This window comes from Streptomyces stoeckheimensis (genome assembly GCF_045822005.1).
In the GTDB taxonomy this organism is placed as follows: Bacteria; Actinomycetota; Actinomycetes; order Streptomycetales; family Streptomycetaceae; genus Streptomyces; species Streptomyces stoeckheimensis.
This window is the reverse complement of the sequence record NZ_CP169550.1, coordinates 2,380,256-2,398,088: the sequence shown is the minus strand read 5'-3', so window position 1 is coordinate 2,398,088 and position 17,833 is coordinate 2,380,256. Positions and strand designations below refer to the sequence as shown.

Annotated in this window: 12 protein-coding genes; 4 read left to right on the top strand and 8 right to left on the bottom strand. The window is 73.8% G+C overall.

The annotated features are described in order from the left end of the window. Positions 1-11: 11 nt before the first annotated feature. The 6 genes from ACE1OC_RS10935 to ACE1OC_RS10910 all read right to left on the bottom strand — a co-directional run bounded on the left by ACE1OC_RS10935 (position 12) and on the right by ACE1OC_RS10910 (position 10,174). Positions 12-1,988, bottom strand: a complete 1,977-nt coding sequence (locus tag ACE1OC_RS10935) for a CASTOR/POLLUX-related putative ion channel (RefSeq protein WP_407836870.1) — start codon at positions 1,986-1,988, stop codon at positions 12-14. Positions 1,989-2,212: 224 nt separating this feature from the next. After that, complete coding sequence (locus ACE1OC_RS10930) at positions 2,213-2,650, bottom strand: DUF7144 family membrane protein (protein WP_407836869.1); 438 nt, start codon at positions 2,648-2,650, stop codon at positions 2,213-2,215. 181 nt (positions 2,651-2,831) lie between these two features. After that, a complete protein-coding gene (locus ACE1OC_RS10925) occupies positions 2,832-4,922 on the bottom strand; it encodes a DUF11 domain-containing protein (protein WP_407836868.1) in 2,091 nt (696 codons plus the stop codon). A 90-nt stretch (positions 4,923-5,012) separates the two neighbouring features. Further along, positions 5,013-7,139 (bottom strand): lectin-like domain-containing protein, encoded by a 2,127-nt coding sequence (locus tag ACE1OC_RS10920; protein WP_407836867.1) that lies wholly within the window; start codon positions 7,137-7,139, stop codon positions 5,013-5,015. Positions 7,140-7,234: 95 nt separating this feature from the next. Further along, the gene (locus ACE1OC_RS10915) at positions 7,235-8,644 is read right to left on the bottom strand and encodes a hypothetical protein (RefSeq protein WP_407836866.1); all 1,410 of its coding nucleotides are present in this window, start codon (positions 8,642-8,644) and stop codon (positions 7,235-7,237) included. Between the two features lie 168 nt (positions 8,645-8,812). Beyond that, positions 8,813-10,174: an MFS transporter gene (locus tag ACE1OC_RS10910; protein ID WP_407836865.1), complete on the bottom strand. Its 1,362-nt coding sequence runs from the start codon at positions 10,172-10,174 to the stop codon at positions 8,813-8,815. A 132-nt stretch (positions 10,175-10,306) separates the two neighbouring features. Here ACE1OC_RS10910 and ACE1OC_RS10905 point away from each other — a divergent pair, with 132 nt between their 5' ends. Both ACE1OC_RS10905 and ACE1OC_RS10900 read left to right on the top strand, forming a co-directional pair. Then, positions 10,307-10,666, top strand: a complete 360-nt coding sequence (locus ACE1OC_RS10905; protein WP_250742946.1) for an ArsR/SmtB family transcription factor — start codon at positions 10,307-10,309, stop codon at positions 10,664-10,666. 274 nt (positions 10,667-10,940) lie between these two features. Then, positions 10,941-13,454, top strand: a complete 2,514-nt coding sequence (locus tag ACE1OC_RS10900; protein WP_407836864.1) for a bifunctional serine/threonine protein kinase/MFS transporter — start codon at positions 10,941-10,943, stop codon at positions 13,452-13,454. A gap of 13 nt (positions 13,455-13,467) precedes the next feature. Here ACE1OC_RS10900 and ACE1OC_RS10895 read toward each other — a convergent pair whose 3' ends face one another. Continuing rightward, on the bottom strand, positions 13,468-14,253 hold the full coding sequence (locus tag ACE1OC_RS10895) for a VOC family protein (protein ID WP_407836863.1): 786 nt from the start codon (positions 14,251-14,253) through the stop codon (positions 13,468-13,470). Positions 14,254-14,447: 194 nt separating this feature from the next. On the opposite strand from ACE1OC_RS10895, the gene ACE1OC_RS10890 reads away from it, so the two are divergent. Next, positions 14,448-15,308: a sulfurtransferase gene (locus ACE1OC_RS10890; RefSeq protein ID WP_407836862.1), complete on the top strand. Its 861-nt coding sequence runs from the start codon at positions 14,448-14,450 to the stop codon at positions 15,306-15,308. Between the two features lie 80 nt (positions 15,309-15,388). Here the strand turns inward: ACE1OC_RS10890 and sepH are convergent, their stop codons facing one another. Further along, the gene (gene sepH / locus ACE1OC_RS10885; protein WP_407836861.1) at positions 15,389-16,414 is read right to left on the bottom strand and encodes a septation protein SepH; all 1,026 of its coding nucleotides are present in this window, start codon (positions 16,412-16,414) and stop codon (positions 15,389-15,391) included. Positions 16,415-16,952: 538 nt separating this feature from the next. Here sepH and ACE1OC_RS10880 point away from each other — a divergent pair. Further along, the gene (locus tag ACE1OC_RS10880) at positions 16,953-17,816 is read left to right on the top strand and encodes a hypothetical protein (RefSeq protein ID WP_407836860.1); all 864 of its coding nucleotides are present in this window, start codon (positions 16,953-16,955) and stop codon (positions 17,814-17,816) included. The last annotated feature ends 17 nt before the right edge of the window (positions 17,817-17,833 follow it).

Below are 17,833 nucleotides of genomic sequence, written 5' to 3'. Positions count from 1 at the left end.
CCGGTGCAGCCTCAGCTTTCGGCGAGCACGATCACCCAGTCGTCCTCGGAGAACCGGATGCGGTGCCGCTTGTCGGGGTTGATGCGGACCCCGTGGTCGGGGGCCGTGGCGCTCCGGGCGCGCAGGCGGTAGCCGACCGCGCATGCGCGGCGCCTTCGCGCCGACTCGACGACCGTGGCGAACGAGACCTCGGAGCCGGTTCGGACGTAGTCCGCGGCCGGCTTGAGGTGGAACTCGTGGCCCTCCGCCTTGAAGAGCTCCTCGAAGACCTCGGCGAGATAGGGGCTTTCCGAGATCTGGGTCATCAGCAGACTGATCAGCCGGCCGCTCACGATGAAGTCCGCGCCGCCCCGGGCAGGTGCGAGGAGACGGTTGCCGTCGTCGGACATCTCGGTGGTGAGCGCGAGTTCCCGCTGCGCGGCGTCCCCGATGGCCCGCAGGTGCAGCAGGGTCACCAGCGTCCTGTCGTCCGCACGTCCCTCCGGATCCGGATCCGGCGCCGCAGGGAGCAGGGCGCCGGGCGCGTCCGGGGCCGCGTGCTCCGTCTCACCGATCACGATCACGGCGTCGTACGAGGGCACGTCCAGCTTGGCCAGGGTGAGCGGGTCGGTGATGTCGCCGGTGTGGAGGGCGACTTCGAGGCGGGACCGGGCGGCCGTGACGGCGCGGGCGGCGTGCGTGGCCGCGTACTCGCCGAGCGCCACGACGTCCAGGGTCGTCCCCGGGCTCACGTACTGGTCGAGCTGCTCGATGACGAGCGGGGCGCGACGGTTCCAGCCGAGCAGGAGGAGGCGTTCGGCCGGGGCGGGTCTGGGCCCGGCCGACGCGATCGCCTCCTCGTCGACCAGGGAGGCGAGGCGGGCCGGGTCCTCCCGTACGGCCGTGTCGTCGTCCCGGGAGATGACGACGATCCGGTCGGCCGGGCCGATCACCGCCCCCGGATCAGGATTGAGGGCGACGCTTCCGTCGCCGTGCAGCAGACCGACCGCGCAGGACGTGGCGAACGACAACAGCGCCTCGCCGAAGGTCCGTCCCACGAGGTCCCCCGCGTCGACCGGGTAGAACTCGTCTCCCGCGAAGTCCAGCAACTCCGAGTAGACGAGGGAGAGTCCGGGCTGCCGGGCGGTCTGGACGAGCAGCCGCGCGACGATGTCGTCGACGCACAGGACGTGCCCCGCGGGCCCGGCGGCCAGCCTGGCGGTGACGTGGTTGCGGGAGTCACGGACGGCGGCGACCACCACCGCTTGCCCCCGGCCCGCCACCGCTTCCCCCGGACCGGGACCGGGGACGGCCGCGTCGAGGGCGAGGAGCGTCTTCACCACGTGGGCGTCACCGCCGTCCCCGGTGGGGGGCAGCACCAGCACGGCCTTCGCGGTGTGCGGACTCACCCGGCACAGCTCGATGGGGTCGGTGGTGCTCCCGTTGCGGCAGACGATCCGTGTCCGGCCACTGTCGCCGACGCGGGTGGAGATCTCGGTCTCCATCCACACCTTGTCCTGCGGGGCGAGCACGGCGATGGCGGACCTGCGCTGGTTGGCGTTCGCGGCCACCAGCTCCCCGATCACCGGAAAGACCTGGTCCGACCAGCCCAGTACGACCGTGTGCCGCGTCTCCAGCACGGTGGAGTGCCCCAGGCGCAGCGACATGATGCGCCGGTTGATCCCCGTGGTGATCAGACTGACCAGCGTCGACACGAAGAGCAGCGCCACGAGGGCGAGGGACACGGAGGCCAGTACGTAGATCGGGGAGCCGACGGCGCCCCCGATCTTCAGGGTCTGGCCGACGCTGACCCACACGGCGGTGAGCCGGCCGGAGAGCGTGGTCGGAGCGGACCGGTCGGACCAGACCAGGACCGTGCTCGCCGGAACGACGACGGCCAGGCAGGCCAGGGCGAGCCAGCCGATGAGCGCGGTCGTTCCGCCCGAGACCAGATGGTCGAAGCGGTACCGGAGCCGTAGCCGCAGTGACGTCGTGTGCTGCTGCGTCACACAGGCTCCCGTACATGAGTCGAAGCGCCGATCTGGGGCGGCTGCCCGCCGCCGGAAGCCACCCTAGGCCGATGATCGCCCGCGCCCCTCGCGAACCGGACCGGGCTCACTCAGAGGTATGAACGCGCCGCGGGCGCCCTTCCCGTCCGCCGTGTCCGGCTGGTGGCCGGCTCGGTGCGCGGATCGGGAAGGACGCCCGGTACGCCGGTACGCCGGTACGCCGTTCAGGAGACGGGGGAGCGGGAGCCCTTCGCCGTGCACAGGGCCCAGATGATGAAGACGCCGATGGCGATCGAGATGAGGCCCCAGAGCGGCGTGTAGGGCAGCCACAGGAAGTTGAGGATGATGTCCAGCGCGACGAGCACCACACCCGTGGCCCTGGCCCAGTCCGCGCCCTTGAGGATGCCCGCGCCGACGACCACGAGCACGATGCCCAGGACGAGGTGGATCCAGCCCCAGGCGGTGACGTCGAACTTGAAGGTGTAGTCGCCCACCCTCGCGTAGACGTCGTCGTTCGCGATGCCGACGATTCCCTTCAGGATGCCGAGGACGCCTTCCACGAGCATCAGCACTGCGGCGAACACGGTGCCGCTCGCCGCCCACGGGTTCTCGTCGGTGTACCTGCTGCCGGGGGCCCTGCTGGGGGGCGTTGCCTGTGCCACGAGAGGCTCCTTCGTCGGGCGGGACGCCGAGGGTCCTGCGTTGCGCCCAGCGTCCGTGGCGGGGGAGGGATGGGACATTCGAGCGCCGCCGTTCGGGTGAATCCGTAGGGCGGGACGGCTCCGCGTGCGCCGGAAGGCCGGCAGGGCGGGGTGCCCTGCCGGCCTTCCGTGGGGGACGGGGTCAGGGGGTCGTCTTGCCGACCTCCAGGTCGGCCGTCGGGTCCTTGACCGTGCCGCCGGGCGGGCCGGCGGCCGCGCTCGTGTTGTTCGCGGGCTTGGGGTCGCCGGTCAGGGAGTCGACGGTGGCGGTGTTGCGGATGTCGGATCCGTTCCCCGTGTACTCCGGGTCCAGCTTCACCGTGATCACCCAGGTCATCGAGGCTCCGGGCGCCAGCCGCGGCAGGGCGCCGCAGGTGACGGCCCGCCCCGAGGTGCAGGTGGCGTCGCCGGACACGAAGCTCAGCGCGGTCGGCAGCGTGTCGGAGACCGTGATCTGCTCGGCCTGGGAGGGGCCGTTGTTGGTGGCGGTCAGGGCGTAGTCGAAGGTCTCGCCCGGGGCCACGGGGCTGGTCTGGACGGGCTTCTTGGTGATCGCGAGGTCCGCGGCGGGAGCCGCGACGTGCCCGCCGGGCACGGTCGCGGTGCTCTTGTCGTTCCCGCTCGCCGGGTCGATGTTGTCGGCCGTCACCTGGGCGGTGTTCTGCAGGTCGCTGCCGTCTCCGGCGTAGGCGGGATCCACCTTCACGGTGAGCAGGTACTCGACCGTGTCGCCCACCCTGAGCGGGCTGGTGCGCTTGCACGCCACCAGACGACCGGCGACGGTGCACCCGGCCGGGGAGGACGCCACGTACGAGAGGCCCTCGGGAAGGGAGTCGGTGAGCTTGACGTTGAAGGCGTCGGCCGACGGGCCGTTGTTGGTGATCCGGATGCGGTAGTCGAAGGCCTCGCCCGGCACCGGAGGCTTGGTGCCGACGGCTTCCTTGACCACTTCCAGGTCCGCGGTCGGCTTGTTGACGGTGCTGCCGGGCAGGCCCGCCGGGCTGCTCGTGTTGTTCTCCGGCTTGGGGTCCTTGGTCCGCGAGGCGGCGGTCGCCGTATTGCGGATGTCGGATCCGTTGCCGGTGTACCCGCTGTCCAGCCGGACGACGAACCGCCAGGTCCGGGCCCCCGAGGGCTCGAGTACGGCCACGGGGCCGCAGCTGACCGTACCGTCGGTGACCGAGCAGCCGTCGGGGGAGGAGACGAAGGCGAGCTGCGCGGGCAGCTTGTCGGTGACGGTGGTGCCCAGCGCCCGGGACGGGCCGTCGTTGGTCGCGGTCACCACGTACGCGAAGGTCTGCCCGGGCGCGACCGGGGTGTCGTCGGCCGGCCGCTTGGTCGTCCACACGTCGGCCTGCGGGTCGGTGACCCCGCCCGGCGGCAGCACGGCGCGCGAGGTGTTGTCGGCGGGCTCCGGGTCCTTGGAGGCGGACGCGGAGGTCGCCGTGTTGCGCAGGTCGCTGCCGTCACCGGAGTAGGCGGCGTCCAGCTTCACCTTGAAGGTCCACACCACCTCGCCGCCGGGGACGAGCCGGGCCAGCGGACCGCAGGTGACGGTCCGCCCGGACACCGCGCACGGGTCGGCGGAGGACACGAAGTCCAGCCCGACGGGCAGGGTGTCGGTCACGACGACGTTGCGCGCGTCGGAGGGGCCCTTGTTGGTCGTACGGACCTCGTACTCGTACTCCTGGCCCGGCACCGTCGGTCCCGCGCCCAGCGGGGTCTTGACGGTGGCCAGGTCCGACACGGGATCGAACGGCCCCGGAGGCAGCACCGGATCCGGCTTGTTGTTGGCCGGGTCGGGATCGGTGGCCTCGGAGCTGCCCGTGGCGCTGTTGCCGAGGTCGGAGCCGTCGCCCTGGTACGAGGGGCTCAGCCGGGCCTGGAAGCTCCAGCTCTTGGTCTCCCCGGCGGAGAGCTGCGGTTCCGGCCCGCACGTGACGGTCTGGCCGACGGCGGTGCAGCCGTCGGAGGAACCGACGAAGGAGATCCCGTTGGGGAGCTTGTCCGTCGCGGTGACCTTGCGGGCCACCGACGGGCCCTTGTTCCTCGCGGTCAGCGTGTAGGTGATCAGGTCACCGGGAGCCTTGGCCCGCTGTGCCGTCACCTCGATCCTGGGCCCTCCGCCGGTCAGGGCGGCGGCCCCGGGGACCGGGCCGGCCCACAGGGCCGCGGCGCAGAGCAGCGGAGCCAGGGCCCACACCGCCGGCCGCCGGCCTGGTGTCGTCGTCATCGCGCATCGTTTCCGTTTCGTGCGGGAGAGGACCGTACAGAGAGAGCTGTACGGGAGTTCGGGGAGGGCGGGCAGGGGCGGGCCGCCCCGTCAGCCCGCCGTCGCGCGCTTGGCGAGCTCGATGTCGGCGGTCGGCGGGCGGACGCGCCCGCCGGGCACACCGGCGGAGCCGCTGTTGTCGAGGGGGTTCGGATCGGCCGTGTCCGCGCGGGCGGTCGCCGTGTTCCGCAGGCCCGTCCCGTCGCCGGTGTACGCCGGGTCGAGGCGCACGGTGAAGGTCCACGACCGTTCCCCGCCCGGGTCGAGCGTCGCCGCCGTACCGCAGGTGACGTCCCGGCCGACGGCGGTGCAGCCCCCGGCCGACGCGACGAAGGCGAGCGCCGCCGGCAGCGGGTCGGCGACCGTGACCTCCCGGGCCACCGACGGGCCGGCGTTGCGTACGGTCACCGTGTACGTGAAGGTCTCCCCGGGCGCCACGGGCGACCGGGCCTCGACGGCCTTCACCAGCGAGAGGTCGGCCCGGGCGGCCGCCACCCCGCCCGGCGGAGCGGCGGCCGCGCTGGTGTCGTTCGCGCGCTGCGGATCGGGGACGGCGTGCCGGACCGAGGCGACGTTCCCGAGGTCCGAGCCGTCCCCCTGGTAGGCCGGGTCCAGCCGTACCCGTACGGTCCACGAGGCGCTCGTCCCGGCGCTCAGCTGCTCGCGGACCGGGCAGGACAGCTGCTGTCCCGAGGCGGTGCACCCGTCGGCGGAGGAGACGAACCGCAGCGGCCCGGGAAGGGTGTCGGAGACCTGGACGGCGCTCGTGTGGGAGGGCCCCAGGTTCCGTGCGGTGATCCGGTACGCGAACTCCTGGCCCGGGACCACCGGTCCGGAGCCGACCCCCTCCTTCTCCGCCGCCACGTCGGCGCGCGCCGTCACCACGGTGGCCGCGGCCGTGGAGCTGTTGTCCGCCGGATTGGTGTCCGTACGGTCCGCCGGGGCGGTCACGGTGGCCGTGTTGGACAGCGTGACGGGCTGGGCCGGGGCCGTACCGGTGACCGTGTAGGTGACGGAGCCGCCCCGCTGGAAGTCGGCCGTGGTGTTCAGGACGTTCCCGCTGCCGGAAGCCTGCCCACAGGTCCCGCCGGTGCCGGCGCGGCAGGTCCAGGTCACGTCGGTCAGCCCGGGCACGGTGTCACGCACGGCGGCGCCGGTGACCTCGTTGGCCTGGCTGTTGGAGACGGCCAGGGTGTAGGTCACCGGTCCGCCGCCGGCGGGCACGGTCGCGGGGGAGCCCGTCTTCGCGAGGGTCAGGTCGGCCGGCACGTTGATCTTGAGGCCGTCGATCTCGTGCACGTTCGTCGCGCCACCGGTGCTCCCGGAGAATCCGACCTTGAGGGTGGCCGGAAGCTTCGGCTGGCCGGTGATGCCCGTGACGTCGAAGTCCGTGATCAGCTGGGTCATGGCCGTGCCGGGGCCGCTGTCGGACCACACCGACAGCAGCATCTTCGTACCGCTGGGCAGGAGGGACACGCGCACCGTGCGCTCCTTGGCGCGGCTGCCGGTCTCCACGGTCTTGCCCGGCCCGTCGGCCGACGTCGCGAAGCGGTACCCCGTCCTTCCGCTGCCTCCGCCGCGCACCACGATCTTGTTGGGCTGGGCGCCCGGGCCGCCGTTGCCGACGGTGTTCGAGGAGAAGTTGCCGAACTCGTCCAGCCCGATGCCGAGGTACGCGCCCGGTACGCCCGAGGCGGCGCAGGAGTCCGCGGCGCCCGAGCAGGCGTAGCCGAGGGCTCCGCCGGAAGCGCCGACCCCGTCGGCCGCCGCGCCGTCGGCCAGGTAGAACGACAGGCCGTCACCGCGCTTGCCCTCGAAGGCCGTTCCCCCGTAGGTGGCGTAGCTGAACTCGGCGAGGATGCCGAGGCTGGAGGGGAAGGAGTCCTTCAGCTTCCAGGTGCCGGCCTGGGTGGAGCTCGCGGACGTCAGCCGCAGCCAGCCGCCGCCCTCCGGATAGCCCGCGTTGCCGCTGGTGCTGCCCAGGTTGGTGGAACTGTCGAAGGTCTCGTTGACGGGGAAGGCGAGCGCGCGGGGTCCGGGACCGCCCCCGGCAGGGTCGGCCCCGGCGCCCGGGGCCGCCGTCACGGGCGTGGCGAGGGCGGCGGGCAGGACGAGCGCAGCCGTGCACAGCAGGGCGGCGGCGGCCCTGCGCCACCGGGCACTCCGGGGCATCGTCATACCGGAACGTTCCTCGTCTTCTCGCGCTGAGGCGGGGCGGGCGGAGGCGGGGCGTGCGGAGGTCGTCCGCCGCGGGGGCCGCGGCGAACCGCCGGTCACGGGCGCCGCACCCGGAACGCCGTCCGCAGCGCCGCTCCCGCGGCCACCAGCGCGGTGGAGGCCCACAGCAGCCAGGCCGGGACCGTGGCCCCGGAGTCGGCCAGGTCGCCGCGACCTCCGTGCTGCTCCCGGCCGTCGTGGTGGTCGTCGCGGCCGTGGTGGCCGTGGTGGCCGTCCCCGCGACCGTCGTGTCCGTCGTGTCCGCCATGCCCGTCGTGCTGCTCCCCGCGCCCTTCGGGCACCAGACACAGCCGCCCGCCGCCCGGCCCGGTGGTCCCCGGCCGGTTGGCGTTGTCCGAGAGGTCGGGGTCGAAGCTCGCCGACGTGACGCGGGCGACGTTCTCGATGGGCGTGCACGTGCCGGCCGGCGGCCGGGCAGCCCGGTCCTCGGTGACGGCCCGCACCGTGATCCGGTACTCCGCCTTCGCTCCGGCCGCCAGACGGTCCAGCGGCGGGCAGACCACCAGCCCCTGCCCGTCCTGCGCGACCGCACAGTCGTCGGGTGAGGAGAGCAGGGCCAGCGAGGAGGGCAGCCGGTCGGTGACCTGGACCTGCCGCGCCGTCGCCGGGCCCTCGTTGCGCACCGTGATCAGGTACGTGAACTTCTCGCCCGGCCGGACGTGCTCCCGTCCCCTCGGGAGCACCGCCGTCTTCCGGAGCGACAGGTCCGCCGTCCGCGCACTGGGCGGGATCTCCAGGCCGGTCAGGGAGGCGGTGTTGTTCCGGGAGTCCGGGTCCGACGTGGCCGAGTCGACGACCGCTTCGTTGACGATGTCCGTGCCGTCTCCGCGGTAGCCGGCGGCGAGCCGTACGGTGATCACCCACGCGTGCGAGGCGCCCACCGCCAGCGCGGCCAGCGGCCCGCACACCGCCGTCCGGCCGCTCGCGGTGCAGCCGTCGCGGGACGAGACGAATTCCAGGGCGAGCGGCAACCGGTCGGTGACGCGCACCTGCCGGGCGGTGGACGGACCCCGGTTGGTCACCGTCACGACGTAGTCGAAGGTCTCCCGCCCCGCCGAAGCGGCGCTTTCCCGGTCGGCGGCCGCCGTCGGCCGCAGGGTGCCCGACACCGCCAGATCCGCGCTCTCCCGGAGCCGGAGCTGCGCGGCGGCGGCTCCGATGTCCGCTTCCCCGGGCTCCTCCACCCGTCCCGCGTCGCCGCCGGGTGCCGTTTCCGAGGACGGCTGCCCCGTACCGGCAGCCGGCGCTGCCGGTACGGCGGACGCGGCGGGCTCCGGGGACGCGGCGGGCTCCGGGGACTCGGGGGACTCGGACGTGGCCGTACCGGGGTCCGACGGACCCGATGCCGCGGAAGGAGCCGTGGAGAGGAAACAGCACGCCGCCACCGCGGAGAGCGCGGCCACCGTGCGCCGGCGCCGGTACGGGCCACCGGCGCGGCTTCTCACGACACGTCGCATCGGCTGCCCTTCGGGGAAGGAGGACTCGCCCCAAGGAGGACCAGTGCGGTGATCTATTCACACAAATAGGCGGAAAGGGTGCGGCTGCCGTGATCGCTTATGACTAACGGGTGATCGAATTCAGTCCGTCGGCCCTATGTCGCCGCCCGGCCCGGCTCAGCCGTGGGCGGCGTGCAGTTCGTCCGTGAAGTGGTGGTGGCTGTGCCGCCACCCCGCACCGGCCGGGCGTGCCCCACGGAGGTGCGGATGTCCGGGGCTCAGCCCCCGGTGCTCGTGCTCGTGTACGTGGCCCGGGGCCTCCTCCGTCGCCGCCCCGGCCGGCCAGAGGCGGGCGGCGAGGGCCGCGGCGGCGAGCGCGATCGCGCCCAGGGCCGCCGTCGCCCACCCGAGCCCGGCCTTCGCGCCGACCCAGCCCGCGAGCGGGTACGTCAGCAGCCAGGCGGCGTGCGACAGGGAGAACTGCGCGGCGAACACCGCGGTGCGGTCCCCCTCGGGCGCGGCCCGCCGGAGCACCCGGCCGGCGGGCGTGAGCACCATCGAGCACGCCGCCCCGAACACCGCCCACGTGCCCAGCAGCGCGGGCCACCGCCAACCGCCGCCGTGCGCCGAGGTGATGGCGCCGAGGGCGCCGAACGCCGCGGGGAGCAGCAGGGCGCCGGTGAGCATCACCCGCCGGTCCGGGCGGTGCTCCAGGATCCGCGGCAGGGCCAGGGCCACGGACATGGACCCGGCTCCGTACGCGCCGAGGGCGAGGGCGACGGATTCGGGAGACAGCCCCAGGAAATCCCGCACGTACACGACGGAGTTGACCGTGACCACGGCTCCGGCGGCCGCGACCGCGAGGTTCATCGCCAGTAGGGACCGCAGCTGCGGAGCGCCGAGGAACAGGCGCGTCCCCGCGGTGGCCTTGGCGTACGCACCCGGCCCGGACCCGGCGGAGGCGCGCGCCCGGCGGGGCAGGACGGCGGACAGCATGAGCGCGGACGAGCCGAGGAATCCGGCCGCCGTACCGAGGAACAGCCGGTCGTAGGTGACCACCGACAGCAGTGCGGCAGCGAGTGCGGGGCTGAAGAGGCTCTCCAGGTCGTAGGCGAGCCGGGACAGGGACAGGGCCCGCGTGTAGTCGCGCTCCTCGGGCAGGACCTCGGGGATCAGGGCCTGGAAGGCCGGCGTGAAGGCGGCCGAGGCGGTTTGCAGCAGGAAGATCAGGACGTAGACCTGCCACACCTGGCCCACGAACGGCAGGGAGAGCGCGACCCCCGCCCGGACCAGATCGGAGCCGGCCAGGAGGGCCCGGCGCGGCAGCCGGTCGGCCACCGCGGCGATCGCCGGGGCGATGACCACGTACGCCACCATCTTGATCGCGAGCGCCGTGCCGAGCACCGAACCGGCGTCGGCGCCGGCCAGCTCGTACGCGAGCAGGCCGAGGGCCACGGTGGCCAGGCCCGTGCCGGTCAGGGCGATGACCTGGGCGCCGAACAGGCGGCGGTAGGTGCGGTCGCGCAGCACGCTCGGCATGCGATCCCTCTCCGAGCCGGTGGTGGGGTGGGGCCTCCAATGTATCCACACTTGCGCACCTGCGCACATGTCTGGTGGATTGCGGCTCCGCCCTCGCCCCGGCCCTCCCCGGAGCGGCCTACTCTGTGGGGTATGCCCGCTCGCGAACCCCAGCCACCTGCACCCGATGCGCACCTGCGGGATCCCGACAGGGCGCGCCTCATCGAGGCGACCGAGGTCTTCGCGATGCTTTCGGACGTCACCCGGCTGCACCTCCTGTGGCTGCTCGCCCGGGAGGAGTCGGACGTCGGCTCGCTCGCCGAGCGGTGCGACGCGTCGAGGACCGCGGTGAGCCAACACCTGGCGAAACTGCGGCTGGCGGGGCTCGTGGACACCCGCCGCGAGGGCCGGCGCATCCACTACAGCCTGCGCGACGGGCATCTGCGCCGACTCGTCCTCGAAGCCCTCAGCCACGCCGACCACCGGGTCAGCGGAACGGCCCCCCACAACTGACTCCCGCGACGGCGCGCCCGGCGCCACGAGCGGTCCCCGCACGCCCTACTGGCACGGACAGCGCGGTCCTCGCCCTGGACGGCGCACGCAGCCCCAGCGCCGAGGACCGACCGCACGCACGACGCCGGCCGTCCCCGTGGGCGTGCCCCGCGCGCGGCTATTCGAAGAGCTTCGTACCGTCGGTCTGGTATCTGATCACTTGACCGAATGTGTTGATTCCATCGATTCCGCCGATGCGACCCCGCGTGTTGGATAGCTCCACTATCCTCGGCGCGTGGATCAGCTGATCGTCGAAGACCCGGCCCGTATCGGCCCGTACCGTCTGATCGCCCGGCTGGGGGCCGGCGGCATGGGGCTGGTCTACCTGGGGCGGTCCGAGGGCGGGCGCACCGTCGCCGTGAAGGTCGTCCAGGCCGAGTACGCCGGCAACCCGGAGTTCCGCAGGCGCTTCGCCCGGGAGGTGGCCGCCGCGCGGCGGGTGGGCGGGAGTTGGACCGCGGCCGTGCTCGACGCCGACCCCGAGGCCGCCGTGCCCTGGGTGGCGACCCGGTACATCCCCGGGCCCGACCTGCACGCCGTGGTCGCCAAGGACTTCGGGCCGCTGCCCGAGCACTCCGTGCGCACCCTCGCCAACCGGCTCGCCCTCGCCCTGCGGGCCGTGCACGAGGCGGGCCTGATCCACCGCGACCTCAAGCCCTCCAACGTCCTGATCACCGTCGACGGCCCGCGCGTCATCGACTTCGGCATCGCCCGCGCGATGGACAGCCTTGCCGGGGACAGTCTGCTGACGCATACCGGCATGCTGATCGGATCGGCCGGGTTCATGTCGCCGGAGCAGGTCCGCGGCCTCGAACTCACGCCCGCCAGCGACGTCTTCTGCCTCGGAGCCGTCCTCGTCTACGCCGCCACCGGACGGCTCCTCTTCGGCGCCGCGGACACCGGCCTGAACGCCCACCTCTTCCGGGTCGCCGAGGAGGAGCCGGACCTGACCGGCGTGCCGGAGGAGCTGGTCGAGCTCGTCCGCGACTGCCTGCACAAGGACCCGACCCGGCGGCCCACCCCCGCGCAGGTGGCCGAGCGTACGGCGGCGGACCACGCGGGGGAGTGGCTGCCGGGCGCGGTTCTGGCCCAACTCGGCCGCCACGCGGCTCAGTTGCTGGACTACGCCCCCGCGACCCCCGACGAGGCCCCCGCGGGGCGGCCGGACCCCAGGGTCCCTTCACCGCGTCCCCACCTCCCCCCGCCGCCCGCGTACGCCCCCACGGCCCCGGCTCAGTTCGGCCCTGCGCAGGGCTTCGGCCCGCCGCCGGGCGCACCCGCCGGCGCCTGGAGCGCGGCCCCTTCCGCGGCCCCCCAGGACTCCGCCGCCCCGCACACCGGGCGCCGGCGGGGCCTGGCGGTGGCCGCCCTGGTGCAGCTGATGGTGGTGCTCACCGCGACGGTCTTCGGCATGGCGCTGCCGGACGTCCAGGCGGACCTCGACATCGGATCCGGCGGCCTGAGCGCGATGTTCACCGCCTACGTGGTCTCCTTCGGCGCACTGCTCCTGCTCGGCGGGCACCTCGCGGACCTCGTGGGACGCAAGCGGACTCTGCTCATCGGCCTGGCCGGGTTCGCGGCGGCCTGCCTGCTCGGAGGCACGGCCGGCGATTCCGGCCTGCTGATCGCGGCCCGCGTCCTGCAGGGCGTTTCCGCCGCCCTGTTGACGCCGGCCGCGCTCTCCCTGGTCACCGCCGGCCTCACCGACCCCAAGGAGCGGGCCCGGGCCTTCGGGGTCTACGCGACGTTCGCAGGCGGCAGTTCGGTGCTCGCGCTGCTCGCGGGCGCATCGATCCTCGGAAGCCTGGGCTGGCGCTGGTGCCTGTACGCCCCCCTCGCCCTCGCCGTGCTCGCCCTGATCGGCACGCTCACCCTGCCGCAGGACCGTTCTGACGCCGCCGGCTCCCGCCTCGACGTGCCCGGCGTGCTGCTCGGTTCCGGCGGACTCGCCGCCCTCACCTTCGGCCTCGGCGAGATCGGGTCCAGCGGCGGGGTCAACCCCCTGGTGCTGATCCTGCTCGCCGTCGGCGTCGCCCTCCTCGTGGCCTTCCTGTGGTCGCAGACCAGGACGGCGAGCCCGCTCCTCGCGCCGTACGTCTTCACGGACCGCAACCGGATCGGCGCCCTCCTCGCCCTGCTCCTGGCGGGCACCGGCACCCTCGCCCTGTTCTCGGCCCTGGCCTTCGACCTGGGGCGGCTCCATGGCTACCTCTCGGGCGCGTCCTGGATCGCCCTCCTGCTGCTGATCGCCTCGATCGTCATCGGCTCCACCCAGGTGTCCGCCCGGCTGGCCCACCGTGCCGCGCCCCAGGTCCTGATCGCGGGCGGGCTGGTGCTCGTGGCCGCCGGGTTGCTGCTCCTGACGGGCGACCCCGGGCCCCTCTCCGTGGAGCGGTCCCTGCCCAGCATGGTCCTCACCGGCCTCGGTCTCGGCATGGCCCTCGTGCCGCTCTTCGCCACCGTGACCGCCCGCGTCGCACCCCGGCACGCCGGTGGGGCCTCGGCCGCCATCGCCACGGCCCAGCACCTGGGCGAAGCGATCGGCGGCATGCTGCTCTCCCTCGTCCTCGCCTCCCTCTCCCGTGCCGAGGCGGCGCAGAACCTGGACCGCACGCTGCTGGGCGGCTACTCGACGGTGCTCTGGTGCGGGTTCGGCGCGCTGCTGCTCGCGGCCCTGATCGGCGGCCTGCTGGTCACCGCCAGGGAGCCCCAGGGCCCCGGGGAACGGGCCGCCGGGCTGCCCCGCTAGGCGGCCGGGCCGGTCAGCCCCGGCCGCGGACGAGCGTGAACACCGCGCCCTCCGGGTCCGTGACCACGGCCAGCCGGCCGCTCAGGCCGTCGCGCGGCGGCTGGACGACCCCGCCGCCGAGCCGCTGGACCCGGGCGGCGGCCGCGTCGGTGTCCTCCACCTCGAAGTACGTCATCCAGTGCGGCCCCCGGTCGTGGGGCAGGGAGCGGCCCACCCCGTGCACGGCGGCCACCGGCACGCCCTGCAGGGACAGGGTGAGGTAGTCGAAGTCCTCGCCGGAGTCGGCGTGCGCGCGGGCCTCGTGGCCGAAGACGTGCTCGTAGAACTTGCCGACCGTCGAGGTGTCCTGCGTGACCAGCTCGTGCCACACCGGGGTGCCCGGACCTCCGGCCAGGCGGGTCCCGAGGTGGGACGCCGCCTGCCAGAGCCCGAAGATCGCGCCCAGCGGGTCCGAGCAGATCGCCACCCGTCCCGCGACCCCGGCATCGAGCGGGCCCACCGCGACGGTGCCGCCGCAGGAGCGGATGGATTCGGCCGTCGCGTCGGCGTCGTCCGTGGCGAGGTACGTGGTCCAGGCCACCGGGAGCTGCCGGTCCGGCGGCATCTCGCCGATGCCGGCCACCTCCCGCCCGCCGAGCATGGCCCGGACGTACGGGCCGAGCTGCTCGGGGCCGGGCTCGTACTCCCAGCCGAACAGGTCGGCGTAGAACTCCTCGGTGGTGCCGAGGCCGTGCACCATCAGGCTCGCCCAGCACGGCGTGCCGGGCGTGCGCCGCGTTGCTTCCGATGCCTCGGTCATGTCAGCCGTCTCCTCCGTCGTCACGATCGTGACCCTTCCCGGAGCTGATGCTTCCACTCCGGCGGGCCCGGCGCGCCCCGACCGGCCGGGTTTTCCGGGAGCCGGGAGAGATGACCGGATCAGTGCGGCCCGTCGGGCCCCGCTGATGTCCGGCTTGTTACGCGGGGTGTGCGGCGGGGAGCAAAATGGCCCGCATGACTGCGAACCCGCCCCGCTCACCGCTCGTCTCCGCCGCCGACCTGAAGGAGGAGCTGGCCGGCCCGCTACCCCCGGTGCTCCTCGACGTCCGCTGGCAGCTCGGCGGCCCGAACCTGCGGCCCGCGTACGAGGCCGGACACCTCCCGAACGCCGTCTATGTCGACCTCGACTCGGAACTGGCAGGCCAGGCGGGCTCCGGTGGCCGCCACCCGCTGCCGGATCCCGAGGAGTTCGGGGCGGTGATGCGGCGGGCCGGCGTCTCGGCGGACACGCCCGTGGTCGTGTACGACGGCGGCCTGGGCTGGGCGGCGGCGCGCGCGTGGTGGCTGTTGCGCTGGACGGGTCACCCGCGGGTGCGGGTCCTGGACGGGGGACTGGCCGCATGGCAGGCCGGTGACGGTCCGCTGTCGGCCGAGGTCACTCCTGTGAGCGAGGGTGATTTCAAGCCAAATCCCGGTGCCATCGGACTGCTGGACGCGGACGGAGCGGCGGCGCTGGCCCGGACGGGTGTGCTGCTGGACGCACGGGCGGGCGAGCGGTACCGGGGCGAGGTCGAACCGATCGATCCGGTCGGGGGCCACATCCCGGGGGCGCTGTCGGCGCCGACCACCGAGAACACGGGATCCGACGGCCTGCTCCTGGACCGCGACGCCCTGCGGGCCCGCTTCGAAGGCCTCGGCGTGCACGCCGACACCTCCACCCCGGTCGGGGTGTACTGCGGCTCGGGCGTCTCGGGGGCCCACGAGGTGCTGGCGCTGGCGGCGGCGGGCATCCCGGCGGCGCTGTACGCGGGCAGCTGGTCGGAATGGTCGGCTGACCCGACGCGCGAGGTGGCGGTCGGCGAGCTGCCGGGCTAGGCGGACACCCCCTGGCGGCGGGACCGCACCGGGTCGGTCCGCGGCGGCTGTGTCCGCCGCCGCGGACCGGGGGTCCGGGGTTACTCCTGCTTCTTGCGGCGGGTGCCGAAGACGATCTCGTCCCAGCTCGGCACCGCCGCGCGGCGGCCGGGACGCACCCCGTCGGCCTCCGCCTGCCGGTCGGTCGTGCCCGTCAGCCGGTCCCGGTGTCCTGCCACGGTGCGCGGCATCAGGACGTCCGCGTACGCGGAACCCGCACCGGCCGACGCCGAAGCGGCGGGCGGCTCCTCCACCTCCGGTTCGGACACCGGCTCCGGGACCACCAGGTCGCCGCGGAAGCTCGGTACCGCCTCCAGCAGTGCCGTCAGCGTGTCCCGCTCTTCCTCGGGCTCCGGCTCCGGCGGGGGAGCGGGCGCCGTATGGCTGGGGGGTCGTTCCATCTGCCGGTCGAGCGCCCGGTCCAGCGGTCGGTCGCGGGGCAGCCGCGCGATCCTCGGCACGAACGGGAAGCTCGGCTCCGGGGTCGCCGGCAGGTCGTCCGATTCGCCGATCAGCGAGCGGGCCTCGTCGTCCACGGCCACGACCAGCCGGCGCGGCGGGTCGTACGTCCAGCTCGCCGAGTGCGGTTCGCCCGCGACCCGGTAGACCAGCAGGACCTCCCAGGTGCCGTCGTCGCGGCGCCAGGAGTCCCACTGGACGGATTCCTTCTCGGCCCCGCGCAGCGAGAGCCGTTCCTGCACTGCCTCGCCGAGCTGGGGTCCGGTGTTCTCGCCGGGCCGCCGCACGGGGGTCTTGCGGGCCCGCTCCGCCATGAACGCGCGCTCGGCGAGGACGGGGCCCTCGAAGCGGCGTACGCGGTCGACGGGGATGCCGGCGAGCTGAGCGACCTCCTCAGCGGAGGCACCGGCCCGTATGCGGGCCTGGATGTCGCGGGGGCGGAGGTGGCTCTCCACCTCGATCTCGATCTGGTTCAGGCGCGCACGGTCGTTGCGCACGGCAGCCCGGAGACGCTCGTCGATCGGAAGCGTGTACTCCGTGCTGTCCGCAGCCTTGAGCACCAGTCGTGTGCCGTCATTTGAGACGGCCACGACACGCAGTTCGGGCATGGGGACCTCCCGGGTGGTGCCTGCCGACGTCACGTGCGTCGCTGCTTCCGCTAGTCGAGTGTGGCCTGCCCGGGTGCAGCCTGCCACTACCTTGCCGAGTTAAACCGGCGTGTCGGGCATGCGCCCTTGATCGCTGTTATGGCACGGTTACCTGTTGGGCACGCACAGTGACCGAATGATTACTGTGCGCAGCAGGATCCCGTGCAATACCGCGGCATCGCCGGTCTCGAGTGCCGTTTTTCCATCTGCCGGCCCCCTCTCCCGAGTCCGGACATCCGAAAGGAAGGACGGCCCCAGGGCTCGCCACAGTACTCCATTCGGGCCACCTGGGTGGACCGCCGCGCCGCCGAACTTGTCCCGGACGGCGGGAGTTGGGCTGCCCTGGATCGGGTCCACATCCGGCCGGACCTGCGCGTGCACCCGTTTTCGGGTGTCTTGCTTCACAGAATCTCCGGAAACGGAACTATCCGTTTCGCTGATGTGTCAGTAACGGGAGAAGGCGTTGGAGCGCAAGGGGCAGGACACGCAGAGGATGGCGATGGGTCAGAAGACGCTGCTGGACGTGGGACCGGAGCAGGAGAAGGAGAAGAAGAAGCTCGATCTGAGTGCGGCTCAGGTAGCGGGCTCCTCCCTCGCCACGGTCGCCGCGGCCCTGCTCGCCTCGCAGATGGGCGTCTACGGAACCATCCTCGGCGCCGGCGTGGTGAGCGTGGTGGCCACCGCGGGCGGACCCGTCATCCAGCACTTCTTCCGCCGCACCGGCGACCAGCTCCGCGAGACGGCCCGGCCGAAGGCCCGTCAGGTCCCCGTCGAGGAGCCCGGGTCCGCCCCCGCGGGGCGGGCGCCGGACGGCACGATGCTGCTGGGCACCGTCTCCGCCGGCGGCCCGCAGCCCGACGAGGATTTCGGCGAGGCCACCGTCCACGGCACCCGGGTACGGGGCTGGAAGCGGACGGCCGTGGCATCCGGTGCGGCCTTCGCGATAGCGCTCGGCGGGCTGGGCACCTACGAGGCGGTGGCCGGCACCTCGGTCAGCGCCGGTGGCGACACGATCTTCACCGCCGGAGTCGGCAAGGCCCGCGACTACAAGCCGGACCCGCCCAAGGACCCGTCGGACAAGGGCACCGGAACCGGCGCCGGCGAGAAGGGCGGGAAGGGCGGGAAGACCCCGGACACCGGGAACTCCCCGAACCCCTCGCAGTCGGACGGCGGTCGGAGCCCGAAGCCCGACCCGGACGCCTCGCCGTCCCCCGGCCCGTCGGCCAGCCCCAGCCCGACCCCGCCGAAGCCCGACCCTTCGCCGAGCACCACGCCCTCGAAGTCCCCGACGCCGAGCAGCGGCCGGGCGACGCCGGGCGGCACCGGTACGGGCGGCACCAGCGCCGCCACTGCGGCTCCCTGAGGCGGCCCCGGCGCCCC

What these genes read in the sequence shown, in the direction of transcription:
- ACE1OC_RS10925 (WP_407836868.1), bottom strand. Translation starts at nt 4,922, where the DNA reads ATGACGACGACACCAGGCCGGCGGCCGGCGGTGTGGGCCCTGGCTCCG.
- ACE1OC_RS10920 (WP_407836867.1), bottom strand. Translation starts at nt 7,139, where the DNA reads ATGACGATGCCCCGGAGTGCCCGGTGGCGCAGGGCCGCCGCCGCCCTG.
- ACE1OC_RS10910 (WP_407836865.1), bottom strand. Translation starts at nt 10,174, where the DNA reads ATGCCGAGCGTGCTGCGCGACCGCACCTACCGCCGCCTGTTCGGCGCC.
- ACE1OC_RS10905 (WP_250742946.1), top strand. Translation starts at nt 10,307, where the DNA reads ATGCCCGCTCGCGAACCCCAGCCACCTGCACCCGATGCGCACCTGCGG.
- ACE1OC_RS10895 (WP_407836863.1), bottom strand. Translation starts at nt 14,253, where the DNA reads ATGACCGAGGCATCGGAAGCAACGCGGCGCACGCCCGGCACGCCGTGC.
- ACE1OC_RS10890 (WP_407836862.1), top strand. Translation starts at nt 14,448, where the DNA reads ATGACTGCGAACCCGCCCCGCTCACCGCTCGTCTCCGCCGCCGACCTG.
- sepH (WP_407836861.1), bottom strand. Translation starts at nt 16,414, where the DNA reads ATGCCCGAACTGCGTGTCGTGGCCGTCTCAAATGACGGCACACGACTG.
- ACE1OC_RS10880 (WP_407836860.1), top strand. Translation starts at nt 16,953, where the DNA reads ATGGGTCAGAAGACGCTGCTGGACGTGGGACCGGAGCAGGAGAAGGAG.